Genomic DNA, 25,438 nt, shown 5'->3' on the forward strand with positions numbered 1-25,438 from the left:
TCTACAAATATCCAATATCAATAAATATCAATTCCTTTTTACCCTAAACTCTTGGTATTTCCCATAAAGCACCGGAACAATAAACAAGGAAATCAATGCCACTGTCATCCCTCCAAATGCCGGTATGGCCATGGGGATCATAATATCAGAACCGCGGCCTGAACTGGTGAGTACAGGCAGCAAAGCCAACAAGGTAGTAGCTGTAGTCATCAGACAGGGTCTCACTCTTTTCAGACCTGCTTCCAAAACTGCTTTGCGGACATCTTTTACATTTTCTGGCCGGATCCTTTCAAAGCTTTGCTTTAGGTAGGTTCCCATAACTACACCATCATCTGTCGCGATGCCAAAAAGGGCGATAAACCCTACCCAGACAGCCACCGATAAGTTAAAGGTCCTCATCTGGAATAGTTCCCGCATATTTGTTCCAAGGAAACTGAAATCTAAGAACCAATCCTGACCATATAACCAAAGCATCATAAAGCCGCCAGAGAATGCCATGGCAATGGCAGAGAAGATCATCAATACCATGGCTGTGGACCTGAACTGAAAATAGAGAATCAGGAAAATGACCGCCAAACACAATGGTATAACGATTGCTAATCTCTTTTCTGCACGGATTTGGTTTTCGTAACTTCCGGAAAAAGTGTAGGAAACACCGGATGGAACTACCAATTCTCCGGAATTGATTTTTTGCTGGATAAATCTCCGTGCATCATCCACTACCGAACCTTCTGCAAATCCATCCCTTTTGTCAAACAGTACATAGCCTACCAGGAAGGTGTTTTCTCCACGGATCATCATCGGGCCTGGGCGGTAATTGATCTCAGCCAATTGACCCAAGGGAATCTGGGCACCCGTAGGCGTGGTCACCAAAATTCGCCTCAAGGCCTCAGGATCATCCCTATACTCCCTTGCATAGCGGGCCCGGATGGCATAGCGCTCCCTTCCTTCTACAGTAGTACTCAAGGTCATGCCCCCGATAGCCACTTCGATAAATTCCTGAACATCGGCAATGTTGAGCCCATACCTTCCCAACTTGGTCCTGTCAAGGTCTATTTCCAGGTAAGGTTTGCCCAAGGACCGGTCTGCAAAAACTGCTTCTGATTTCACGGAAGGAACTTCTTTCAGCACAGACTCCAGTTTAAGGCTGAAGTTTTCGATGGTCTCCAGATTGGGACCATAGACCTTCATACCCATAGGCGCCCGCATACCTGTCTGCAACATGACCAACCTTGTCTCTATAGGTTGAAGCTTGGGTGCGGAAGTTACTCCTGGAAGGTTCGATGTCCTAATTTGTATTTCATCCCAGATATCATCTGGCGTTTGGATTTCATCCCTCCACTGACGGAAATATTGGCCCCTTTTCTCATCTGGAACAAGGTATTTGGCAATATTTCTGACAACAGCTTTTCTTTGGACTTCTTCTAGGTATTTCCTCTCATCATCCCAAATGGCCCCATCCCGACGGTCATACCACCACTCTTTACCGTTCACCTGTATTAGGTAATTGCCCTCCTTGTCCACCTTGAACCGGAGTTTCCGGGCATTCTCATCCTGTATATATTCAGTTTTATAGTTGATAATATTTTCATACATGGACATGGGAGCAGGATCAAGGGGACTTTCTGCCCTACCGGCTTTTCCAACAACCATATCTACTTCAGGGATGGCCTGAACCAACATGTCCAGTTGCTTCACTATCTGCATATTGGCCTCTACACCCGAATGCGGCATGGAAGTCGGCATCAGGAGGAAGGATCCTTCATTCAAAGCCGGCATAAACTCTTTACCCATGCCCGGGAAGGAATGAACCAACCCAGACCAAACAGCAGTGGTACGGATGTTTACTCCGATCTTATCAAATCCAGTGGCCACAAAACCAAATATCTTTCCGAATCCCAGCCATATATTCAATGCAAGAAGAATAATGGTCAAAGGAATCAGCAAAAATAACCTCGCATGTTCCAGACACCAATGCAACAATCTTTCATAATAACGTATAAAGAGGGCAAATGCCCCCAGAACAAATCCTACAACCAGACCTATAAAGAGGAAATTTACAAAAACCGACTGGGCCAATCCCAATGGCCTCCATTCAGTAGCCAAGAGGACAGAAACGGCTACTACCGCAATAAGCATGGCCAGCTGATTCTTAAATTTACCGTCTTGGGTTTGTCTTGGGAAAAAATGATGGATCAGATGATTGGTTGCAAAAGCCAACAGCACCCATCCTGCCCAAGGGAAATAGAATAGAAGAATTATTCCGGCTAAAGCCATTAGGGCATTAAGGATAGTTTTGTAATTGTTGGATTTCAACTTGGCACCAAAAACCCAATGGGCAAAAGCCGGCATAAAAACTAGGGTAAAGATCAATGCCGCCACCAAAGCAAAGGTTTTTGTATAGGCCAAAGGTCCAAAGAGTTTCCCCTCTGCAGCTTGTAGGGTAAATACCGGCAGGAAGCTGACGATGGTGGTCATCACCGCCGTCAAGATGGCCGAACTTACCTCTGTAGTGGCCTCATAGATTACCTGCAACTTTGTTTTTTTATTATCCGATTCTTCCAGGTGGCGTAGGATATTTTCATTGAGAATAATTCCCAGGTCCACCATGGTCCCAATGGCAATGGCTATCCCGGAAAGTGCCACGATATTGGCGTCCACGCCCACATACTTCATCATAATAAAGCACATCAGTACCGCTAGGGGCAAGAGTGCAGAAATCAAAAGAGAAGCACGAAGGTTATACACCATCACCATGATCACAATAATGGTAATCAGGATCTGTAGTGTGATGGCCTCATTAAGGGTATTCAAAGTTTCCTTGATCAGACCTGAGCGGTCATAGAAAGGCACTATAGTCACTTTGGAAACCGTCCCATCTTCCAAGGTTTTGCTTGGTAAACCTGGCGATATTTCCTCAATTTTGGTTTTTAAAGCATCAATCACTTGCAGTGGATTGTCCCCATATCGGGCTACTACTACTCCCCCTACGGCTTCGGCCCCTCCTTTATCCAAGATGGCGCGTTCAGCCCTACTTGCCGGGCCAATGGTCACTTTGGCAATATCCTTTATTCGCAAGGGCACATTGTTGTTTACCTTTACCACGGCCTTTTCGATATCCTCTAAAGACTTTACATAACCCAATCCACGCACAATAAACTCCACTTGATTAATCTCCATTGTATTGGCCCCAATGTCCAGGTTGGATTGCTTGATAGCATTCATTACCTGCATCATGGACACATTATGCGCCTTCATGGCTACTGGGTCCAGGTCCACCTGATACTCTTTTACATGACCACCAATAGTCGCTACTTCGGCTACCCCTTCTGTTCCAGCAAGGCCATAGCGTACATAGTAATCCTGTATGCTGCGGAGTTCATGCAGATCCCAACCACCAGCAGGATTACCATTTTCATCCCTGCCTTCCAAAGTGTAAAAATACACTTGTCCAAGACCTGTAGCATCAGGTCCGAGCTTGGGTTGCACACCATCTGGCAACAAACCCGCCGGAAGGGAATTCAGCTTTTCCAGAATTCTGGAGCGGCTCCAATAGAATTCCACTTCGTCCTCAAAGATGATGTAGATGGAAGAAAAGCCAAACATAGAAGTGCTTCGGATAGACTTGACTCCAGGCATTCCCAAAAGAGAAGTGGTCAAAGGATAAGTGATCTGATCCTCTACATCCTGTGGAGAGCGCCCCATCCAATCTGTAAAGACAATCTGCTGATTTTCCCCGATGTCCGGAATGGCATCGACCGGCACAGGGTCATTAGGCAGGAATCCTGTGTTCCAATTGAAGGGGGCCGTCACAATCCCCCAGCCTATCACGAGCAAAAGAAGTATTACTGTGACCAGTTTATTTTCGAGAAAGAATTTGATGATGTTGTTGAGCATAGTTTCTTGGACTAAATGCTGTTTTTCTGATTGAACCTTTGATTTTTAGAATCAGATATTAATTGATATTCAGATACTTGTAGATATTAAATCCCAAAGTAAACCTATTATTTTGATAAAAGGGAAATAGCCGATAAAGCTATGGCTATACCTGTCAGGTTTTGAAAACCTAACAGGTCTTCTAACTGTATCGACAAGCTAGAAGAATTTGAATCTTTGTGCCTTCGTGGCAATCCCTTTCTACATAGGGTAAAAAATCAAATCAGGAATACCTGACAAAAAATATAGATCGGAGCGTTTTGGAATATCGGAGGTGAGGAATCAGCAAATACTGTTATTTTATCCTCGGCTATAAAATGAACTGGAAATTCAAAGAAAATCCTGGCATTCAACAATTCAAAGCGCAGAGGTTGAAAATTAAAAAGATCTGATAACTTCTGATCAGTATTGGTCAATTCAAAATTTAACACATCTTCGCAGCAATCCGGCATAGGGACCTTGCTTTCACAACAAGATTGGTAATCTAAAAGCAAGTTAAATCTTTGGAAGTCTTTCCCACAAAAATGCATAGAATAGCTCAACCCTGCGTTGAACAACACATAGAAAACAAGTAGTGCTATTTTGGCAAATGACTTCATGAAGAATTTCAACGATACAAATGTAGGAAAGTTTTTAAGATTAAAGGTACTAATTAAATCAACAAAACATGAAATGAATTGATTTTTAAATCTCTACAAATCATATTAGGGTTAATGGAAATTTTAAAATCTCATACTTCAAGTCCAATTTAGTTCAAATCTTCAGACTTGGACTTACTAAATGCAGTCTTCAGACTGCCTAAATTACAGTCTGAAGACTGTAAGTGTCACGGTCCAAGACAAAGTCTTGAACCAATAAGGATTATTTCCTTCAAAAGAAATACAAATTATTGATTTCTAAAACATTACCAACTCAAATTATAAACATTAAATTTTCAATTAACATAATTTTGGCTTTAAAACGAGGCTGAAAAAAGGACACTGAACCTATTTAAGTTCAATGTCCTTTTAAGTATCACACAAGTCTCTCAATCTGAAACCCTACCTTTTTAACCGCAGATATTACATCAGCCTCAACATCTATTGATCCTTCCACGGTAAGAACTTTGTCCGGGTTTTTTAAATCTACTTCCCAATTGTTAATACCTTGGGTATTGTTCAAATGGGGAGTTACTTTCTCAAGACAACCGCTGCATTTAATGGTTGTTTTAAATTGCATTTTGTTCATACTTTTACCCTTTATTTGTTTTTTATTGTTTTTACTTATCAATCTATTTGTTCACAACCGAATGAGATTAATGGATATTAAGATATTCATGGATATTGGGATAATCATTGATATTAGGATATTTAGATATAGGGATATTGGGATAATAGTAACCTTAATTTGATAACCAATCCTCAATTTCAAAACCGATCCCAATATCCATTAGTATCACGTATCCATTAATATTTAAATCCTTAAAATAACTTCTCACCTTAGCTTTTGCCTATCGTTTAAATCAATTTCTATCACAACTCCCTATACTTTAACCTTAAACTATTTGCAACAACAGATACAGAACTGAAAGCCATTGCTGCTCCGGCTATCATGGGATCCAACAGGAAACCATTGATAGGATACAATACACCCGCTGCTATCGGAATACCGATTACATTGTAAATAAATGCCCAAAAGAGATTCTGCCTGATTCCCTTTACTGTTAGGGAAGACAACTTCAAGGCTTTGGGAATGGATTCCAGGTTGGAAGTGATCAAGGTCATCTTGGCCACATCCATCGCAATGTCAGTGCCATGTCCCATGGCAATACTTACATCCGCTTGGGCCAAGGCATGGGAGTCATTGATACCGTCACCGACCATAGCTACAATTTTCCCCTTTGATTGGAGTTCTTGCACAAAATCAGCCTTTTCAGAGGGCAATACCTCTCCTTTGAAAGAGGTCAATCCGACTTCTTTTGCCACAGCCTCAGCGGTTTGATTGTTGTCACCTGTCAACATGTAAACTTCAATTCCCCTTTTTCTAAGTTTTTCAATAGCTGTTTTGGAAGTAGGTTTGATTTTGTCTGCAATGGCTATAACAGCAAGTACAGATTTTTCATCAGTATAAAAGATGACCGTTTTAGCTTCATTTTGCCACCTTTCGGCAATGGCTTGGGTGTTTTCAGAGATCGCAATATTTTGCTTCTTTATCAATTTTAAATTCCCGATAAAATATAAATTACCAAGATGATCCTTTGCCATAGCTCCCATGCCGGTTATACTATCGAAACCTGTAATTTCAGCAGGTTTTACGCCTTCCTCTTTCAGCTTTTTTACAACAGCTTCAGCCAAAGGGTGCTCTGATTGCGCTTCTATCGCCAAGAGTATGGACGCAAGTTCTGGTTTGTCTTTAAAATTGCTTTCCCAATGTAAATTGGTGATAGTTGGTTTGCCTTCTGTAATGGTTCCTGTCTTGTCTAGTACAACAGCATTTACTTTATGACCCAACTCCAAACTCTCTGCATCTTTGATTAGAATATTATTTTCTGCGCCTTTACCTACTCCAACCATGATCGCTGTAGGTGTGGCCAGACCGAGGGCACAAGGACATGCAATAACCAATACAGCCACTGAAGTAAGTAAAGCTTGGGTAAATGCGTCATCCCCACCCAAAATCATCCAGGTAATAAAAGTGACGATTGAAATTCCGATAACAATTGGGACAAAGATACTTGCTATTTTATCAACAAGTTTCTGAACAGGAGCTTTACTTCCCTGTGCCTCCTGTACCATTTTAATGATCTGGGAAAGTAAGGTTTCTCCTCCAACCTTCTCCGCTTCGAACTGGAAACTGCCTTTTTGATTGACAGTACCTGCAAATACTTTATCGCCAGATGTTTTGGAAACCGGAACAGGTTCCCCTGTGATCATACTTTCATCCACGTAGGAGTTACCTGTTTTGACCACACCATCTACAGGAATTTTCTCTCCCGGCCTTACCACTATTGTAAAACCTTTTTGGACTGCTGAAATTGGAATCTCTTGTTCTTCTCCGTTAATTATGGCTTTCAAAGTTTTGGGTTGGAGTCCCATTAATTTTTTTATTGCAGAAGAAGTATTGGATTTTGCCTTTTCTTCAAGAAGCTTTCCTAAAGAAATAAACGTAATGATGACCACCGCTGCCTCATAATATACATGGGGATGTATGCCCCGCTGATGCCAAAAGTCGGGGAAGATAGTATTGAAAAAGCTGAACAAAAAGGCTGTCCCTGTACTTAATGCAACTAAGGTATCCATATTGGATTTCCCATGCTTTGCCTGCTTCCAGGCATTGATATAAAAGCTCCTGCCAAAATAAAACAAAATAGGGATGGTAAATACCAGAGAAATCCACCTTCCTGCATTCCAGTCCATGTAGAACATCCCGATAATGAAAACAGGCAAAGTCAATATTGCAGACCAAATGGTTCGCTTTTTTACATCTTGATAATGTTCCTGTTGTAATTCTTCCTGTGCTGCTGAAGGGTCATCTTCATTGATCAAAAGATCATATCCTACGCTTCTGAGTGCATTCTGTAGATCCTCAGGTTTTAACCTTTGGTCATACTCGACCAATACTGTATTGCTTGCAAAGTTTACACTTGCCTTGGAAACACCATGCGTATGTGACAGTACAGACTCTACGCTGGAAGCACATGCGGCACATGACATGCCTGTGACCGGAAAAGTCTCCTTTTTTATTTTCCTGTTTTCAACAACTCTAGTACCCATTTTATTGCATTTTAAAATTCTGATACAAAGTTGCTCAACTTTTCCCGTATTGGTCTTATGTAATTTTGTGGTAGATTTTTGAGATTTTGCTACAAGCTGTCCAGGTGTTTATGTCCAGGGCCACGCAACTTTTTAAATTCGGTTGGTGTCATTCCGGTCTCTTTCTTAAATTGAGTTGACAGGTAAGCCACACTGGAATAACCTAATTGGTAAGCAATTTGGGTGAGGGATAATTCATTATAATACAAAAGCTCTTTTACTTTTTCAATTCTTAGTTTGGTGATATATTTTTCAATTGTAATCCCCTCAACGGACGAAAAAAGACGGCTCAAGTAGGAATATTCATGATTTAATTTATCAGAGAGAAAGGCTGAAAAATTGACATTTAAATACTCGGTACTGTAATGAATTTGTTCAATAAGGGTAGTTTTGATTTTGGAAACGAGAGAGGAGTTTCCAGGTTCTAAAATTTCAAATCCAAAATTCTTGAGCTGAATTTCCAATTGATTCAAATCACCTTTAGATAAAGGTTGGTTGAGATCAATCTGTCCCAAATTGACACTGACATAATCTATTTTCAGTTCTTCTAGAATTGATTTGACAGCCATGATACACCTAGGGCAAACCATGTTTTTTATATAAAAACTTTCGATCATCATTTTGATTAATGTCATCAATATTTACTTGCAAAGGTAAAAATAGATACTGCTTTAAGTTTTATAATATTTTGTCTCCCTCTTTCAATTTTTGGCAGTAAGATTTAAACCAGAGTATCGTGAAATTTGAGAGGTGAGGAATCAGAGAACCAATTTTTCTTTCTCCTTGACAATCACACCATTCAATTCAAACATGGAGATAAAAACCTCTATTTACTGAGGCTGCAAATCTAAAACATCGGAAACTTGCTGATCTATGTTGGGACGTTCAAGATTGGAAATGTGATCAAATCAACATGGTATTGGTGTATTGGACTCGCGGCAGGATTTATACTCTGCAAAAACATTAATCCTCTGAAAATCATCTTCACAGAAATGCATGGAATAGCTCAACCCTGCGTTGAAAAACACATAAAAAACAAGGAGTGATATTTTGACGAATGACTTCACGAGAAATAATTACGCTACAAATTTATGAAGGTTCTGTTTAGTGAATGTATAGAATTATTGTTGGAGTTTCAAAATTCATATTGAAACCTTAAACCCCAATGCCTTGCCGAACCGTCTGAAATGATAGTAGAGTGGACCATATCTCCTGAAGTTCCTTCATACTTCAATTCCTTTTATTCTTCAATACAAATCTCTACATGGAAAGACGAAATCATGGAAAACTAGAATCTATAACAAAATAAAACCTGATAAAAAGGTGTGATACCTGATTGCAAGGATTTGACAGTGCTGTTTTCATAGCTGATGATAATGTTATCTTCATTAAAAGTCGATACGTAATCGGTATCCTGCTTTTGATGGGAGTATATAGTTTGCAAACTACTTTCTACTGAGATGGCAAAATTGTTGCCCAACTGGTGAGTATAACCCAGAATTCCTGCAAACCTCAAATTTGTTTCGCGATAGTAGTCATGCACGACTACATTCCAGCCAAAGTCCCCTGTGTAATCTTTGAGATTTACCTTCCTTAAATATCCAAGATCTGCACCAAAGTAAACTGAACTCTTGTCAAATATCAGGAGCTCTCTTTGTATACCTGCAGAAACAAAAAAGGAGTTGACACGGTAATCAAGACCAACTTTATCCTCATTGAATGCAGAGTCAAGGTAAGCATATCCTTCCGCCCCCAACCGCAACCGTAGACTGGTTTTTTTGGGAGCTTGGGGATTCAACATAAACCTCCCAAAAAGCGAATAGGCAGGAAGATCATTTTTATCAATCAAGGAAAGCGCATCTAAACCTATTTCCCACCTGGGAATCCTGTCGCTAACTTGGGCATAGGACTGCTGTTGGATTGAATACAATATCAAAATTATAAGAAAAAAAGCCCTAATAACGTTTTTTGATAATTCAGAACTCACGATTACGTATTTCATCTTTGTAATTTATTCCTCTATTTTTAATTGAGTCTTATTATTGACATTACGTGATATGAGTTTTGAGACTCAAAATTCCTATTAAATAAACTGTTGTTACATGACCCTAAGGTAATTTTTACTTTGGCTCCCTGGCTCTCTGTTTTTTGATTCCCCCAAGTAACCAACACCGCATCAAGTGTTTGATTTATACTAGTAGTTGCACCACCGTTTCCAGTGACACTTACACTTCTCGTACTACAAATGGGGGAATTAACATTGTCATCATCAATTTTATATCCTAAACTAAATGATGTTTGCTCCCCATACCAAAATGGAGATGACCCATATGGGGTAAATATAACATCAGGTTTTGGTGGATCTGTTTGTGAAACTGATGTATAACTTATCAAAAAAAATATAAAATAGGTAAAAGCTTTTTTCATAATTAAAAATTTATAGTTAACAATATTTGATAGAATGGTAATACTCCAAAATCTATTTTATTAGAAGATACTGAGCCCCATGAGATCGAATCTCCCTCTTGGGTTTCTGTCAAGTAATCTTCATTCTTGTAAGTCCTTCCTGCGAAGAGACCTGATTCAAAAGAAACTTTTATTTGGCTAATGGGTTTGTAACTGAACCCCATTAATACATTCATATTCATAGAAAAATTAGTTCTGTCTGTTGTATATAACATCATCGTTTTCTCAGAAAAGTAAAACGCACTTATTGTTTGTGCTCTCCTTATGAAATTCAAGTCTCCTCCCAAGTACATTGAATGCTTAGCGGAGCTAACAAAATCCTTTTGGTATCCTAGTGAAAATAAAGTATTGGCCACTTTATCATCAACCAAAGTATAAAATTCATCTGGTGTTTTCTTCTCTAAATTCTGAATTTGGTACCCAACTCTTGCCCTTATAAAACATTCCCTTTCAGCGCTTGGGTTTAACTGATACCTCCCAAAAACAGAATAGGAAGGTAGTTGGTTTTTGGAAAAAAGTGGTAGGACATCTATTCCTACTTCCCACCTTTTACTATCCTGTTGTCCATAGACGGATAGTATAAAAAAACATGGCAATACTACCAAAACAAAGGTTTTAAATTTCATTTGTTCAACTGTTGAGTTATTATGTACTTTAATATCAATTAAAATAAACTACTATACCTAAATAAATAAAAAAAATAACCCTAAGATCATAGTAATCAATAACTTAAATTTTCTTCTATTAAAATCATCCTTATCTAAAAATCAGATATCATGCCTTATTTTGTTATTTTGGATCCTTCCACGGTCACTACTTTTGATTGGGTTTTGAAGATATACTTTTTAAGAGTTCCCATTCTTAATTTTTCCCAGTTGTGGGATATCTTCTCCGGGCAACCGTTTCAAATGAAAGTTGTTAATACTGAAATTCTAAGAATTCTTTAATTAAGATCAACACAGATACATACCAATGCTAAAAACAAAGAAAATCTAATTGGAAAATACCAACTTCCAGTTTGCCTTTACTCCAAAAATACAGACTTGGGAAACCTTAGAGAGACCTTTTCACTAATCAAGTTTTCCATCTTCATCCCGTGGAACATGTCAAAGACCGGAATTTCAGGATCGACGGAAAGTACATCTTTGAGGTGGATGGCAAGAATAAAACCACTGAGCAAATTCAGGGAATTAAAAACAGCTTTATCGCTGCTGATAGTATTGAATATGGAATTGAAAAACGTATTCAACTCTGGCTTTTTGGTTTTTTACGCTGAGGTTTTAAACAATCGAATTTTTCTTAATTTTCAAAACCCTTTAATTTATAATGTCTTTTTTTCATAACTCAATGCACTCCCTCAAACCAATTGAAATACTGTTTGATGATGTTTTCTTTTTCCAAATGCAGGTATTCCAAAAATGCCTCAGCTACTGGCGAAAACCGCTTATTTTTTAAGTAAATCAGATTCCATGTGGTTACAATAGGTAGATCATTTACCGGAATGATCTTCAAATCCCCATCCTTAATTTCATTTCTAAGCCCTATAAGGGGCATCACCGAACAACCTAATCCTGCAATTACCGCCTGTTTCACGGCCTCATTGGAAGTGAGTTCCAATTTTTTGCTTACCGGAATATTGTTTTTCCTTAAATACCGCTCCATGGTCAGGCGGGTACCTGACCCATGTTCTCTGAAAATCAGGGTAATTTTTTCAAAAATCTCCTTTCCATAAACCTTTTGGATAAGATCAAAATCCTTGTTGGCCACCAAATAAAGTTTATTCTCCATAAGTGGGATTGCCTCCACCTGCATAGCTTCAGGAAGAATTGAGACCAAAGCGAAATCAATTTCGTTTTCATCAAGACTATTGATGACCATTGCCTTGTTGGTCACATCGAGTTTGAGTTCTATGCCAGGATTGGCTTTTAGGAAATCCGCCAAAAAATAAGGCATGACATATTTCCCTGTGGATACCACAGAAATCTTTAACCGTCCAGTCAATTGACCCTTGAATGAAGCAGTCTTAAAATTAATGGCATTGACCTGTTCCACTATCTTTTCAGCAGCTAAAGCTATTTCCTTTCCAAAATCTGTGATGTACAACTTCCTCCCTACTACTTCGGTCAGGGGTATGTCAAACTGCTCCTGAAAGTTTTTCAATTGTATGGAAACTGCAGGTTGGGTCAAATGCAATTCTTCTGCAGCTTTTGTAATGCTTTCCGTTTGAGTGACCTTTAAAAAAACCTGTAGTTGATGAAGTGTATAATTCATAAATTTTTTTTATGTAAAACATTACAAATATAAATGAAAATATATTAATTATACTGGTGAAATTTGCAAAAGGTTTCAAAAATCGAAAAAAATGTCCCAAAGGATTTTTCTTATTTGCCCATCTAATCCAATACAAAACTACCTAAAGAAGCAATACAGGAATGAACCAATATTTTTTTCATCTCCAGGTACAGTTTTTGAGGGACAGGCAAATAAAGACTTGGAAGAAATATATCGGTTGATTAAAGAAATGGGTATAACAGAAATCATCCAGGTCCATGATACGGATTCGGTTTTCCTCAGGGACATTGTTCTGCAGCATGATGAATTCGAATTTCCCGGAAAAAAAATTCTCTCGGAAATATACGACAGCAACACTCATGAGATCGAAAAAGAAGCAAAAACCTCATCCAAAGTTGGTGTATTGGCTTTGTTACATATGGAATCTCAGGCACAATATTTGATAAATCAAGAAAAAATTTCTGAACTTTATTTGGAAGGCCTTATCCATTTCAAAGGATTACTTACCCAAGTACAAAAAAACAAATCGATTGAATTCGAACTCGAATTCCAACAACTACCAGCATGAACTACCATTTATTAATTGACAACTTTACCAATCCTGCCTTTTTATTTTTTGTTTTAGGGATCTTGGCTGTAAGGTTAAAAAGTGATCTTGAAATACCCAACAACTCCTCTAAATTTATATCCCTTTATCTTTTGTTTGCCATTGGATTCAAAGGTGGGCAAGAGCTCGCTCACAGCGAATTCAATATGGGTATCATTTGGGCAGTTTTGTTTGGCATAGCGGTAGCAAGCATTATCCCGTTGTACACATTTTTTATTCTCAAAAAACGTTTCAGCGTAGAAAATGCAGGAGCAATAGCTGCCGCATATGGCTCTGTTTCAGCGGTAACATTTGTAACTGCCGTTTCCTTTTTAGAAATACAGCAGCAACAATTCAATGGTTACATGGTCGCCATTATGGCTTTGATGGAAGCTCCGGCCATCATATTGGGGGTTTTGCTGATCAAAATATTTTCTGAAGAGAGCAATTCTCAAATGAAAATCAGAAAAGTTGTCCACCATGCCTTTACCAATGGTTCGGTCCTTCTCATTTTAGGAAGTCTAATTATTGGACTATTGGCATCCGAAAAAGAGGCAAGAGGAATAGAACCTTTTACCACAGATATATTTAAAGGTTTCTTGGCCATTTTCCTTCTTGACATGGGAATTACAAGTGGTAAAAAATTGAAAGACTTTTTAGATTCAGGAAGATTTACAGCTGTATTTGCGATCATTATCCCTTTTATCAATGGGATAATTGTTGCCTATATATCCCAATTGATTACCCCTAATACAGGAGACCGGTTCATGTTTGCCATCCTGGCAGCATCAGCTTCCTATATTGCCGTTCCCGCAGCCATGAAGATTGCCGTTCCCAAAGCAAATCCCGGCATTTTTTTACCGATGGCACTGGCTGTAACATTTCCCTTCAACATTACACTTGGTTTCCCGATTTATTATTGGGTCGCGAGCAGTTTATGATTTTGAAAAAATCACAATATTTAATTTAAGAAATTGGATCAAATAAAATGTTAAAAACCCTCTTTATAAAAAGAGGGCCCTATTTAAAGATTCCGGATTTTCCACTTGGATTTAAGATAGCCCCAAACCAACTTGGGGCTTATTGCTTTTTTCCCCTGGATGCCTCCATCATATCCCACATTTCTTGAGGAATCATATCTAAATTATTGAATTCTCCTGCTCCCATCAACCATTCCCCTCCGTCTATGGTAATGACCTCTCCATTGACATATGCCGAAAAGTCGGAAACAAGGTAAGCTGCCAAGTTGGCCAGCTCCTGATGCTCCCCTACTCTGCCTACAGGTACTTTTTTGGCGGGGTCAAATTTCTTAACCAAATCCCCGGGAAGCAACCTGCTCCAGGCACCCTCAGTTGGGAATGGACCTGGCGCAATGGCATTACTTCGGATTTTATATTTTGCCCATTCCACCGCCAAAGATCTGGTCATTGCCAATACCCCGGCCTTTGCAGCGGCACTGGGAACCACATATCCGGATCCTGTCCAGGCATAGGTAGTCACGATATTGAGGAAAACCCCGGGATGCTTGGACTTGATCCAGGATTTTCCAGCAGTCAAAGTGACATTTGAAGTCCCCTTAAGGACAATATCCAAAACGGTATTGAAGGCATTGGTGGATAACCTCTCTGTAGGACTTATAAAATTCCCTGCCGCGTTGTTCAATACCACATCTACCTTTCCAAAATGGGAAATGGCATCAGCCCACATTTTTTCCACCTGCTCGATTTCCCTCACATCACAGGCAAGGGCCAGCACCTTTCCACCCGTGGCTTTTTCCATTTCTTTAGCTGTTTCTTGCAGTATATCCAACTTCCGGCTCGTGATGACAAGATCTGCGCCCAATTTCAAAAAATAAAGCCCCATTGACTTACCTAAACCAGTTCCTCCACCTGTCACTAAAATGGTTTTACCTCTCAAAGCACCTTCTTTGAGCATTCCTTTTGTATAACTCATATCATTTGGATTAATTTACCGTTGAATATAGGTAATCCTCAATCCAAAAAAAAGGTTAGATCGGGCAATTTGGCATCATTTTAAATGTCAATGAAAGAAAGTAGATTTACAGCCTCATTATTTGCCTATGCGACAGAGATTCTTACTTCTTGCACTGAGTGTTTTAGTTTTCAGCTCCTGTAATACCGATATAGAAAAAAACATCAGCACGGACTTACAGGTTGAGGGACGGGAAATATTTGATATTTCATTAGGTCTGGAAGAAGCTTACTTTTTCGCTTTTCAGACATTGGATTTTTACAGAACAGTACTTCCGGACTCTTTACCAAGTTGCCCCAAGGTTACTATCAATGAAGCAGAAAGGAAAGTAACCCTGACTTTTGATAAATCCTCAAATTGCTCCACAGGAAAAAAATTGCAAAGAAATGGTAAAATCCATTTACAATATATCAATACAAATGCTTTGGAATCTATAACCAGACTGGAGTATGAAACTTATGAGGTCAGAAAAATCAAATTAGAAGGCAGAAGAGATTTTAAACAAATCCGAAGTTTGACCAATCCGAATAGGAGAACCGAAGATTTTGAAGACCTTTTGGTCATAGATGAATTTGAATCTTCAAGCAAAATCAGTGGCAATTATGAGTTTCAGTTATCCTTCCTAAATGGAAAACTTGCTGGGTTTGAAAGTTCCGGCAATTTGGAAGGCAGAAATATCACAGGAAGACCTATTGTTATGGAACCTATAGCAAATAAAAGGTATTTAACTGAATGCATTAACCAAGGTATAGTTTTGCCTATTCAGGGAAGTGAAAGGTGGAAGATTTTCAGAAATGCCACTTCATCGACTAATCACAGCCTGAACTATGAAAATGAATCCGGCTGTCAAATAAAAGCCAAGGTAACTCTTTTTGATGGCAGGATCCTGATATTTGAACTTAATTAACCTCTGATTGCCTTTAATTTGAAATTAAACAATAGCAGTTTTACCGGAACGCTTTAGCCTGTATCACCTTCTGTTTTAGTTTTACTAAGGCCCCAGAATTCAACAAAAATCTTTTGACTTATGAAAACCCTTCAAGCTTCAGACCCAAGTTCATTTAAAGGAACAGTCATCTTGCCATTTTTTGAAAATGAAAACATATTACAAGCAAGGCTGGAGTTCAAAAATATCCAGGTACCTCAAGCAATTTTTAACGGAAAAAAAGATTCCCAATACCTTGTAAAAGATCAAGAAAGTGGAAATATTTTTATTTTTCTAGGCTTAGGAAAAAATCCCATCTACAAAGAAATTAAGACTGCATTCCGAAGATTAACAGCCAAACAGGCTGATTTTTTTCAGGAAAACGTATTACTGCATCTTACAGAAGAGATGGGGGAACAAGTCCTCGAAGCAGCAGTTTCGGGACTATTGTTAGGCACGTACCGCTTAGGACATTATAAAAGTGCTATTGACAAAGAAAAAGATTGGACTTCTATTTCCCTATCCATTTCCACAAATCTTGCAAACGCAGAAATAATAGTCTTAAAGGCCCAAAAACTGGCGGCTGCCCAATTGGAAACTTTCCATCTTGTAGACCTTCCTCCCAATAAAATCACACCATCATTTCTAGCAGAATGGGCTGAAAATGCAGGAAAGCAATATGGCTTCAATACCAAAGTGTTGGACAGAAAAAGGGCAGAAAAAGAAAATCTGCATGCTTTTTTGGCAGTGGGACAGGGAAGCCATAGGGAACCTCAATTTATAATTATGGAATACCGGCCAAGGAATGCTAAAAAACATGTCGGCCTAGTGGGTAAAGGGGTTACTTTTGATACGGGAGGACTCAATATCAAAACCCAGGGCATGGTGCATATGAAGTGCGATATGGGAGGGGCAGCAACTGTACTCGGAGCCATGCAACTGATAGCAGACCTTAAAATCCCTGTATCCATAACAGCAGTAGTTCCTTGTGTAGAAAACTCCATTGACAATCAATCCATTCTCCCTTCTGAGGTCATCAGAAGTTACAGTGGCAAAACGATAGAAATCATAGACACCGATGCAGAAGGAAGACTGATCCTAGCGGATGGATTGAACTATTTGATCAAAAATTATAAGCCTGATACCATCATAGATTTTGCCACCCTAACAGGAAGTGCTGTGGGAACTTTTGGCTATGAATGTGCAGCCCTTTTTTCCAAGGATGACAACCTCCTAAAAGTATTACAGGAATGCGGGGAAAAGGTTGGTGAAAGAGTCTGGCCACTTCCAATGTGGGATGTCTATCAATCCGAAATGGAGAGTGAGATTGCAGATATCAAAAATTACCATGGTAAGCCCTATGCAGGAGCAATCACTGCGGCAAAATTTTTGGAATTTTTCACTGAAAACCATCCTTCATGGGCGCATATTGATATAGCTGGTACAGCTTTTGGTGATTCAGAATTTGCAAAAACCAAGCATGCCACTGCTTTTGGTGTCCACTTATTGCTTAAATTCATGGAAAATCTTTAAGCGATGAGCCATTCACATAAGACCTTTTTATGCATCTCCAATTATTTTAAGGGAGCTGCTTTTCTAATTGCCCTCAAAAAATCCAATAATACGGTTTTCTTGGTGACCACTGAAAAGTTACGGGAGAGCAATTGGCCCCATGAATACCTGGACGAAATCTATTACATGCCTGGTCAGGACCTGGACTGGGATTTGGACAAGCTATTGACGGGTGTTGCAGGGATCATGAAGCACACAAAGATAGATGCCATAGTAGCCCTTGATGATTATGATGTGGAAAAGGCAACTTTCCTGAGAGAAAACCTCAGGATTCCAGGTATGGGACAGACTACCGGTAGATATTTCAGGGACAAATTGGCCATGCGGATGCGTGCCTATGAAGCTGGTGTATTGGTCCCCCCATTTTCCGCTTTGTTTCATGATGAAGACATCAATAAGTTTGCAGATACGGTTCCTGCCCCCTGGGTCCTCAAACCACGTTCTGAAGCTTCAGCACATGGAATTATCAAAGTCTTTGACAAGGAAAGTCTATGGCACAACATTCATGAATTGGGAGATAACAGAATCAAGTACCTCGTCGAACAGTTCAAACCAGGTGATGTTTACCACGCGGACAGCCTTAATTTGAATGAAAAAACAATTTTCTGTACAGTATCGAGGTATTTGGCCACACCTATGGAAATCTCCCAAGGTGGGGGAATATTCCGAAGTGCGAATATTTCATATGGATCAGAGGATGATTTAGCCATCAAAGAGGCTAATAAAAAAGTTATGAAAGCCTTCGGTATGAAAAATGGCGCAGCACATACCGAATTCATTAAAGGCAAAGAGGATGGTCAGATATATTTTCTTGAAACTTCCTCAAGAGTTGGTGGAGCCCATTTGGCAGAGATGATTGAAGGTGCCACAGACATCAACCTTTGGGCAGAATGGGCAAAAATTGAAGATGCCGTCAGCAAGGGAAAAGACTATAAACTTCCAAAAGCAAAAAAAGAATATGCCGGTATTGTCCTTACGCTTTCCAAATTTGAGCATCCGGACCTTTCATCTTTTGGTGATCCTGAAGTTTGCTTCAGGGTTCCTCTGGAATACCATGCCGGACTTATAGTGAAATCGAAAAACCATGAAAGGGTCATTGAACTGCTTGATGATTATGCTGCGCGATTGAGCAATGGGTTTTCCACTGTAGCAGAACAGGAAAAGGTGAAGAAATTTCACTGATAAATAGATAAAGGGATGGACAAACATCCCTTTTTTATTTTACTCCCCCTTAATTTTTGCCGTTCGCAAATTTTAGGTTTTACTTAAAGTCTGAATTGGTACTTTTATGGAAAAACCTGACACTAAGAAATGAAAAAATTACTGATTGTGCTTCTCTTTCTGGGAATAGGCTTAAATGTAAATGCCCAAGTGGACACCATTAAGGTTTATAGCCAAGTAATGGACAAACATCTGAAGGCTGCTGTTGTAAAACCGGAAACTTATTCCATTGGAGAAAAATCATTTCCCACTGTTTATTTGCTTCATGGTGGTTCCGGAAGTTTTTCCGACTGGCATCAAAAGGTGACCAAAGACAATTTATTGGTTGACCTAGCCAACAAGTATCAGGTTCTCATCGTTACGCCGGGAGTAGGTCCTGCATCTTACTACTATGACAGCCCTATTCTGGATTCAGTAAAATATGAAAGCTACTTTATCAAAGAATTGATTCCCTTCATTGATAAAAATTTCAGAACAATCAAAAAAAGAGAAGCCAGGGCAATTACAGGACTTTCCATGGGTGGTCACGGAGCTATAATGCTAAGTGCCAAAAATCCTGAACTTTTTATCGCAGCAGGAAGTATGAGTGGAGTCATGAACATTGATACCGACTTATGGACAGTCAATGAAGAATTTAGGAAAATTAGAAAAGAAAACCAAAAAGCGATGTTGGGCGAGATAGACTACAAATCTCCCTTTAGTGAATTTACCGCTGTTGGATTGGTTGACAGGATGAAAGTAAACGGCATTTCGCTGATTATTGATTGTGGGGTAGACGATTTTCTTATCAAGACCAACAGACAAATCCACCAACTTTTGCTGGAAAATGGTACTCCCCATGAATATACTGAAAGACCTGGAGCACATACATGGGAATATTGGACAGAAGCTTTGCCCTTTCATATGCTTTACATTGATAGCGTATTTAAAAAGCATTTGAACAATTGATAGAACGAACTACAAAAGATTAAATTAAGCTAGAATAAACCCAAGTATGATCAAGAAATCTTTATTATTATGGTTGTCCCTGCTCATTTTATCTCTTACCAATGCTCAAAGTGACCTTCAAAGATGGCAACAAAGGGCAAACAACACTGAAATCATCAGGGATCAATGGGGAATTCCACATATTTATGGAAAATCAGATGCGGATGCGGTATTTGGGATGATTTATGCCCAATGTGAAGATGATTTTAACAGGGTTGAAGTAAATTATATCAATGCCTTGGGAAGAATGGCAGAGGTGGAAGGCATCTCCCAGCTATACACGGATTTCAGGATGAAAATGTATATCGATGAAGAAGTCCTCAAAAAGGAATATACAAATTCTCCAGAATGGTTGAGAAACCTTATGGATGCCTGGGCCGATGGAATCAACTATTTTCTTTTTACCCATCCGGAAGTAAAACCCAAACTGATCAGCAAATTTGAACCTTGGATGGCCCTTGCTTTCAGTGAAGGAAGCATTGGTGGCGATATAGAAACCATTTCTGTCAATCAGTTGAAGACTTTTTATGATAAAGACTTCTATGCCAACTTGGTCCTTCAGGAAAGGGACTTTGACGAAGAGCCCCGGGGTTCCAATGGTTTTGCCATAGCACCCAAATTGAGTAAATCTGGAAACGCACTGCTTTTAATCAACCCACATACCTCTTTTTATTTTAGACCTGAGATCCATATGGTAAGTGAGGATGGCCTCAATGCCTACGGAGCAGTTACCTGGGGACAATTCTTCATTTATCAGGGCTTTAATGAGTTCAATGGCTGGATGCATACCTCCAGCCGGGCCGATGCCATTGATCATTTTGCATTAACAGTCGAAAAAAGAAATGGCAAATATCATTACCTGTATGGAAAAGAATGGCGGCCTATAACTGAAAAAAAGATGCTTCTTAAATACAAGGAAGGAAGTGAAATCGTAGAAAGGGAAATTACCGCTTATTACAGCCATCATGGTCCCATCATCCGGGAAGAGAATGGAAAATGGATTGCCATTTCTCTGATGGTTGAAAGAGTAAAAGCCTTAACTCAATCTTTTACCAGGACCAAAACCAAAAACCATACAGAATTCAAAGCCACCATGGACCTTAAAACCAACTCTTCAAACAATACAGTATATGCAGACCGGGAAGGCAATATTGTATACTACCATGGCAACTTTATTCCTGTAAGAGATCCACAGTTTGACTGGAGAAATGTGGTAGATGGAAGCAATCCTGCTACAGCTTGGAAAGGCCTCCACGAGGTAGAAGAAATGATTTTTATCAAAAATCCAGCAAATGGCTGGATACAGAACTGCAATTCCACTCCATTTACAGCCGCCGGGCCTTTTAGTCCTAAAAAAGAGGATTACCCTGCTTACATGGCCTGGGATTTGGAAAACGCTAGGGGAATCAATGCTGTCAGGTTATTGGCCGGTCAAACGGATTTCACCTTGGAAACCTTGATTGCAGCAGCCTATGAACCTACCCTGATGGCCTTCGAACCATTAGTTCCAGCACTTCAAAAGGCTTTTGAAGGATTACCAGATTCTGACCCAAGGAAGAAAAGCTTGATTGAACCCATGAATATGCTCGTAAATTGGGACCTTAAATCCGGAATTAATTCCATTGGCACCAGTTTGGCCATTTTTTGGGGCGGGCAGTTGATGGCAGATGCAAGAGATCTTGAAAGAGCTTGGGATCATTATATTTTCGATTTTTTGGCCCACAGCACAAGTGATACCATGAAAATAGACGCTTTCGAAAAAGCCATCAACAAATTGATTGCGGATTTTGGAAGTTGGAATATACCTTGGGGTGAAATCAATCGCTTTCAAAGGCTGACCAATGAAGTCCATGGTAAATTTTATGATGATTTACCCAGTCTTCCTATTGGATTTAATTCCTCCATGTGGGGTTCATTGGCAGCTTATGGAAGCAGGGCTTATCCCAATACCAAAAGGTGGTATGGGAATGTAGGAAACAGTTTTGTGGCAGTAGTAGAATTTGGAGAAAAAGTAAAAGCGAAAAGTATATTGGCAGGTGGACAAAGTGGCCAGCCATTTTCTCCTCACTTTGTAGACCAAGCTGAAAAATACGCTAAAGGGGAGTTTAAGGATGTAAATTTCTACAAAGAAGACGTGCTAAAAAATTCAAGAACCCAATATAGGCCCGGCAGACTGAGTAAGAATTAAAAAAACTATCAATTCATTGGTTATTAGCTGGTTGATTGCTGGGGAATTATTGGTTGAAATGTAGAAGTATTAGCCTCAATATTAATGGCAAGCCCGGCCATTTTAATAAGGTAATTCATTCTTTATTATGCCTAAAATCATAGAAAAAGTGAGCTTAGATGATTCAAGCTCACTTTTTTTTTATTAAATTGTTCAGCAAATTGTTTACCAACAGTATACTTAACCACTTTTACAGGAATTATGATTAGAAAAGTTTTGGCACCTGTCTTTTTTTTGATTTTACTATCCGGCCATGTTGGAAGCCCCGGAGTTATTTTTGAAGGCTTATTGGGTCCTTACAGGGTTTTGGCGAATATCAATCCTCCAGATGTAGTCCCTGGGACTGCGACAGTAACAGTTATAATTCCAGAGCACCCGGAAAGTATCAACTTGGAAGCCCGACCGGTGTATTGGTCAGCAGGCCTTAAGGGAACCCCTAAAGCAGACCCTCTTTTTCCTGTTCCCGGTGAATTGGGTAAATATGAAGGGGAATTGTGGTTTATGGAAGGTGGTGCCTCTAGTGTACAATTGATAATGACTGTTGGAGGAGAAACCTTTGAAGCCATCATTCCAGTGATGGCTGTACCTACAGCCCAAAAGGATATGCCTTTTGAACTCGGGCTTGTTTTGGCATTATTGGGAATACTTTTGGTGGTTTTGATGGTAACAATTGTAGCCTCAGCCATGAGTGACTCTATAAGTGAACCCGGGGTTCAGCGTACAGCAAAAAGTCAAAAAAAGAAACAACTAGGAATTATAGCAGGAACTTTGGTGATGTTGTTGATTTTATGGGGAGGAAAGTCCTGGTGGGATGCCGAATCCAACCAATATAGAAACTATCTATTTGAACCGCTCAGCGGAATATCCACTTTTGAATCTGGACCTGATGGAGATTTTCTGCATCTCAGTATTGAACCGCTCAAATCTACTCAGGGGAGGGTAACAAGGAAAATAAGCTTTATTGTTCCGGACCATGGAAAATTGATGCATATGTTTTTGATCCGGAAAGGTGACCTGGATGTCTTTGCCCATCTTCATCCTGAGCGATTGGACACCTTGAACTTCAGGGTGAAGCTACCTCCATTGCCTTCAGGAGATTACCATGTATTTGCTGATATTACCCGCTATACTGGATTTGCTGAGACAATAGTCTCGGAATTGAATATTCCAGAGTCTGCCAACTTCAGGTTAGCCACAAATGAAACTGTAATTTTAAACAGGGATGATACCTATACTTTCTCCAATCCTGTGTCCAATAAAGTAGTTACTTTGGATGGAGATATCATGATCTGTGGCAAACCTGGCATTAAAACAGATCTCCCAGGAGGTTATTCCGCTGTCTGGGAAACAGAAACCGGGAAGTTTGAAGCCGGAAAGCTGTATAACCTTGATTTTGCACTATTTGATCAAGAAGGGGAACCTGCCCTCTTGGAGCCCTATTTAGGAATGATGGGGCATGCCGTGGTGTTGAAGCATGACGGTACAGTTTATATTCATTTACATCCAACCGGAAATTACTCCATGGGTTCACAGCAAATGCTTCTGGACAGGTTCACGTCTGGAAAAATTGGATTTACAGATATCCCTCAAAGCCAGAGCTTTCAGGATAGTATAGATCAGGTAGTGGCCTTTCTGGATGCCCTGCCTGATGTGGAAAGGGACAGCCTTTTGATGGGGAACATGGTCCATTACAATTGGCAGAATCCCGAACATGAAGAACACAGTATGGTAAGTTTTCCTTATGCTTTCCCTGAAAAAGGGGACTACAGAATTTGGATTCAGGTGAAAATTGGTGGAAAAATCGTCAATGGCGCATTTGATGTAGAAGTTGAATAAAGATATATATGAAAACGAATTTTAGTACTCTAACCTTAGATGGAGCCATTAGCACTAAAAGTGCTTCAGCTACAAAGGTAATCCCGAGCTTCATTTATGCTTCGGTTTTTGCTTCATTTTGCATAGCTATAGGTTTACTTTGGGACATTTCTTGGCATATGAGTGTGGGAAGAGACGGCCTTTTTTCACCTCCCCATATTGCTATTTATCTGGGAGCTGTGATATCAGGAATTTTCTCTGGAATTAAAGTACTTAAAATCAGTTTTTGGGGAAGTCCTGAGGAAAAACAACAAAGCATTAAGTTTTGGGGAATCTTCCATGGTTCCCTTGGTGCCATGTTCTGTATCTGGGGCGCTTTTGCCATGTTGACCTCTGCCCCATTTGATGATTGGTGGCACAATACCTACGGACTGGATGTAAAAATTCTTTCTCCACCACATGCGGTTCTTGGATTGGGAATGATAGTAATACAGTTTGGAGCTTTGATTTCAGTTATCGCACTTCAAAACAGATTGGGCAACAACCTGAAAGATAGGGCAAAAAACCATCTGCACTGGATGTATGCTTTGAGCTCAGGCTTTCTTTTGGTGATGGGTTACACCTTCTTTTCTGAGTATTTCTTCCTGAGCAGGCAACATCATGTATTGACTTATCAGGTAACTATGGCAGCACTTCCAATTCTCATGGTTTCTGTGGCTTATGCCTCTCCTTATAAGTGGGGAGCAACCAAAATGTCAATAGTTTATACATTGTTGATGGCAGGTATGGTATGGGTTTTACCCCTTTTTCCTGCGGAACCCAAACTAAGTCCTGTCCATAATTTTATCACAAGATTCCAACCCTTCCATTTCCCATTTATTTTGATAATTCCGGCAATGGTCATTGACCTGATGATAGGCAAATGGAAAAACCGGAACAAATGGTTCTTGGCAGCTGTCCTTTCGATTGGGTTTGTAGTAAGTTTTGTACCTGCTCAATGGTATTTTGCTGAATTACAAATGTCAGAAATCGGTAGAGGTTGGTTTTTTGGCAGATACTCTTTTCCTTATTTTGCTAATCCCAATTCTCCCTACCGGTATATATTCCACCCCGATTACATCAGCCAGGGTTGGGATCTGTTCAAAGGCCTGGGCATTGCTGTTTTAATTGGTACACTTACCTGCAGACTTGGACTCTCATGGGGCAATTGGATGAAGCAGGTGAAAAGATAGGGAATTGAGTGATTGATTTGATTGGTTTTGGTATCACAAAATCCAAAACCAATCAAATTATGCTCTTTTTTCAGATTATTGGGATTCATTTTAGTATAAAGAAAGCACACTAGTTCTCCATAGTTTAAAAAAATCAACCTATAAAGATTTAGCTCCTCAATAAAAAAAATTCTCTCCCACTTCCTGGTTACCCACATGGAATTACCTTTAACTGTACTTTTCGACTTATTTATTTTTTATTAGATCATCCCTACTCCGAAATTTCTTGCTTTTTGACTGTTACCATTCCCCTTTTCGAAGACCTCTCCTTCGTCCCCGCCTGAACGGAACGGGCAGGGAGGTGACAAGGATAAGCCTTTTATATTAATTGACCTATAACCCAAAGAAAGCAATCTA

General features: G+C 39.6%; 20 protein-coding genes and 1 pseudogene. 9 read left to right on the forward strand and 12 right to left on the reverse strand.

Annotated elements, in window-relative coordinates; translation table 11 throughout:
- Nucleotides 1-27: 27 nt before the first annotated feature.
- The 11 genes and pseudogenes from CLV48_RS17855 to CLV48_RS17905 all read right to left on the reverse strand — a co-directional run bounded on the left by CLV48_RS17855 (nucleotide 28) and on the right by CLV48_RS17905 (nucleotide 12,464).
- Complete coding sequence (locus CLV48_RS17855) at nucleotides 28-3,897, reverse strand: efflux RND transporter permease subunit (protein ID WP_106568656.1); 3,870 nt, start codon at nucleotides 3,895-3,897, stop codon at nucleotides 28-30.
- 257 nt (nucleotides 3,898-4,154) lie between these two features.
- On the reverse strand, nucleotides 4,155-4,535 hold the full coding sequence (locus CLV48_RS17860; RefSeq protein WP_106568657.1) for an HYC_CC_PP family protein: 381 nt from the start codon (nucleotides 4,533-4,535) through the stop codon (nucleotides 4,155-4,157).
- 415 nt (nucleotides 4,536-4,950) lie between these two features.
- Nucleotides 4,951-5,154, reverse strand: coding sequence for a heavy-metal-associated domain-containing protein (locus CLV48_RS17865; protein WP_245889604.1), 204 nt, complete (start codon nucleotides 5,152-5,154; stop codon nucleotides 4,951-4,953).
- A 293-nt stretch (nucleotides 5,155-5,447) separates the two neighbouring features.
- Nucleotides 5,448-7,688, reverse strand: coding sequence for a heavy metal translocating P-type ATPase (locus CLV48_RS17870; RefSeq protein ID WP_106568658.1), 2,241 nt, complete (start codon nucleotides 7,686-7,688; stop codon nucleotides 5,448-5,450).
- An 89-nt stretch (nucleotides 7,689-7,777) separates the two neighbouring features.
- Entirely contained in the window at nucleotides 7,778-8,362 is a 585-nt protein-coding gene (locus CLV48_RS17875) for a helix-turn-helix domain-containing protein (RefSeq protein WP_245889605.1), read from the reverse strand.
- 198 nt (nucleotides 8,363-8,560) lie between these two features.
- Nucleotides 8,561-8,794, reverse strand: a pseudogene (locus CLV48_RS20950) (HYC_CC_PP family protein); the annotation flags it as partial.
- Between the two features lie 221 nt (nucleotides 8,795-9,015).
- Complete coding sequence (locus CLV48_RS17885; RefSeq protein WP_106568659.1) at nucleotides 9,016-9,729, reverse strand: hypothetical protein; 714 nt, start codon at nucleotides 9,727-9,729, stop codon at nucleotides 9,016-9,018.
- Nucleotides 9,730-9,752: 23 nt separating this feature from the next.
- Nucleotides 9,753-10,154 (reverse strand): hypothetical protein, encoded by a 402-nt coding sequence (locus CLV48_RS17890; protein ID WP_106568660.1) that lies wholly within the window; start codon nucleotides 10,152-10,154, stop codon nucleotides 9,753-9,755.
- Between the two features lie 2 nt (nucleotides 10,155-10,156).
- Nucleotides 10,157-10,819, reverse strand: a complete 663-nt coding sequence (locus tag CLV48_RS17895) for a hypothetical protein (RefSeq protein WP_106568661.1) — start codon at nucleotides 10,817-10,819, stop codon at nucleotides 10,157-10,159.
- A 398-nt stretch (nucleotides 10,820-11,217) separates the two neighbouring features.
- On the reverse strand, nucleotides 11,218-11,442 hold the full coding sequence (locus CLV48_RS20405; protein ID WP_146140119.1) for a hypothetical protein: 225 nt from the start codon (nucleotides 11,440-11,442) through the stop codon (nucleotides 11,218-11,220).
- Between the two features lie 95 nt (nucleotides 11,443-11,537).
- Nucleotides 11,538-12,464 (reverse strand): LysR family transcriptional regulator, encoded by a 927-nt coding sequence (locus CLV48_RS17905; RefSeq protein ID WP_106568663.1) that lies wholly within the window; start codon nucleotides 12,462-12,464, stop codon nucleotides 11,538-11,540.
- A gap of 91 nt (nucleotides 12,465-12,555) precedes the next feature.
- On the opposite strand from CLV48_RS17905, the gene CLV48_RS17910 reads away from it, so the two are divergent.
- Both CLV48_RS17910 and CLV48_RS17915 read left to right on the forward strand, forming a co-directional pair.
- Nucleotides 12,556-13,053: a hypothetical protein gene (locus tag CLV48_RS17910; protein WP_106568664.1), complete on the forward strand. Its 498-nt coding sequence runs from the start codon at nucleotides 12,556-12,558 to the stop codon at nucleotides 13,051-13,053.
- The gene (locus CLV48_RS17915; protein WP_106568665.1) at nucleotides 13,050-14,012 is read left to right on the forward strand and encodes a sodium-dependent bicarbonate transport family permease; all 963 of its coding nucleotides are present in this window, start codon (nucleotides 13,050-13,052) and stop codon (nucleotides 14,010-14,012) included. Before CLV48_RS17910 ends, CLV48_RS17915 begins: the two co-directional genes overlap by 4 nt.
- 139 nt (nucleotides 14,013-14,151) lie before the next feature.
- Here CLV48_RS17915 and CLV48_RS17920 read toward each other — a convergent pair whose 3' ends face one another.
- Nucleotides 14,152-15,024 (reverse strand): SDR family oxidoreductase, encoded by an 873-nt coding sequence (locus tag CLV48_RS17920; protein WP_106568666.1) that lies wholly within the window; start codon nucleotides 15,022-15,024, stop codon nucleotides 14,152-14,154.
- Between the two features lie 127 nt (nucleotides 15,025-15,151).
- Between CLV48_RS17920 and CLV48_RS17925 the strand changes: the two genes are divergently transcribed.
- The 7 genes from CLV48_RS17925 (at nucleotide 15,152) to CLV48_RS17955 (ending at nucleotide 25,042) form a co-directional block, all read left to right on the forward strand.
- The gene (locus CLV48_RS17925) at nucleotides 15,152-15,970 is read left to right on the forward strand and encodes a hypothetical protein (protein WP_106568667.1); all 819 of its coding nucleotides are present in this window, start codon (nucleotides 15,152-15,154) and stop codon (nucleotides 15,968-15,970) included.
- Nucleotides 15,971-16,090: 120 nt separating this feature from the next.
- Nucleotides 16,091-17,521, forward strand: coding sequence for a leucyl aminopeptidase family protein (locus tag CLV48_RS17930; RefSeq protein ID WP_106568668.1), 1,431 nt, complete (start codon nucleotides 16,091-16,093; stop codon nucleotides 17,519-17,521).
- A 3-nt stretch (nucleotides 17,522-17,524) separates the two neighbouring features.
- A complete protein-coding gene (locus CLV48_RS17935; protein WP_106568669.1) occupies nucleotides 17,525-18,742 on the forward strand; it encodes an ATP-grasp domain-containing protein in 1,218 nt (405 codons plus the stop codon).
- 129 nt (nucleotides 18,743-18,871) lie between these two features.
- Complete coding sequence (locus CLV48_RS17940) at nucleotides 18,872-19,729, forward strand: alpha/beta hydrolase (protein WP_106568670.1); 858 nt, start codon at nucleotides 18,872-18,874, stop codon at nucleotides 19,727-19,729.
- Nucleotides 19,730-19,775: 46 nt separating this feature from the next.
- Nucleotides 19,776-21,956, forward strand: a complete 2,181-nt coding sequence (locus CLV48_RS17945) for a penicillin acylase family protein (RefSeq protein ID WP_106568671.1) — start codon at nucleotides 19,776-19,778, stop codon at nucleotides 21,954-21,956.
- Nucleotides 21,957-22,196: 240 nt separating this feature from the next.
- Nucleotides 22,197-23,831: a hypothetical protein gene (locus CLV48_RS17950; RefSeq protein ID WP_106568672.1), complete on the forward strand. Its 1,635-nt coding sequence runs from the start codon at nucleotides 22,197-22,199 to the stop codon at nucleotides 23,829-23,831.
- A gap of 8 nt (nucleotides 23,832-23,839) precedes the next feature.
- Nucleotides 23,840-25,042, forward strand: a complete 1,203-nt coding sequence (locus CLV48_RS17955; protein WP_106568673.1) for a hypothetical protein — start codon at nucleotides 23,840-23,842, stop codon at nucleotides 25,040-25,042.
- Nucleotides 25,043-25,438: the final 396 nt, after the last annotated feature.

Origin of the sequence: Cecembia rubra, assembly GCF_003014575.1 — a bacterium.
Classification (GTDB): Bacteria; Bacteroidota; Bacteroidia; order Cytophagales; family Cyclobacteriaceae; genus Cecembia_A; species Cecembia_A rubra.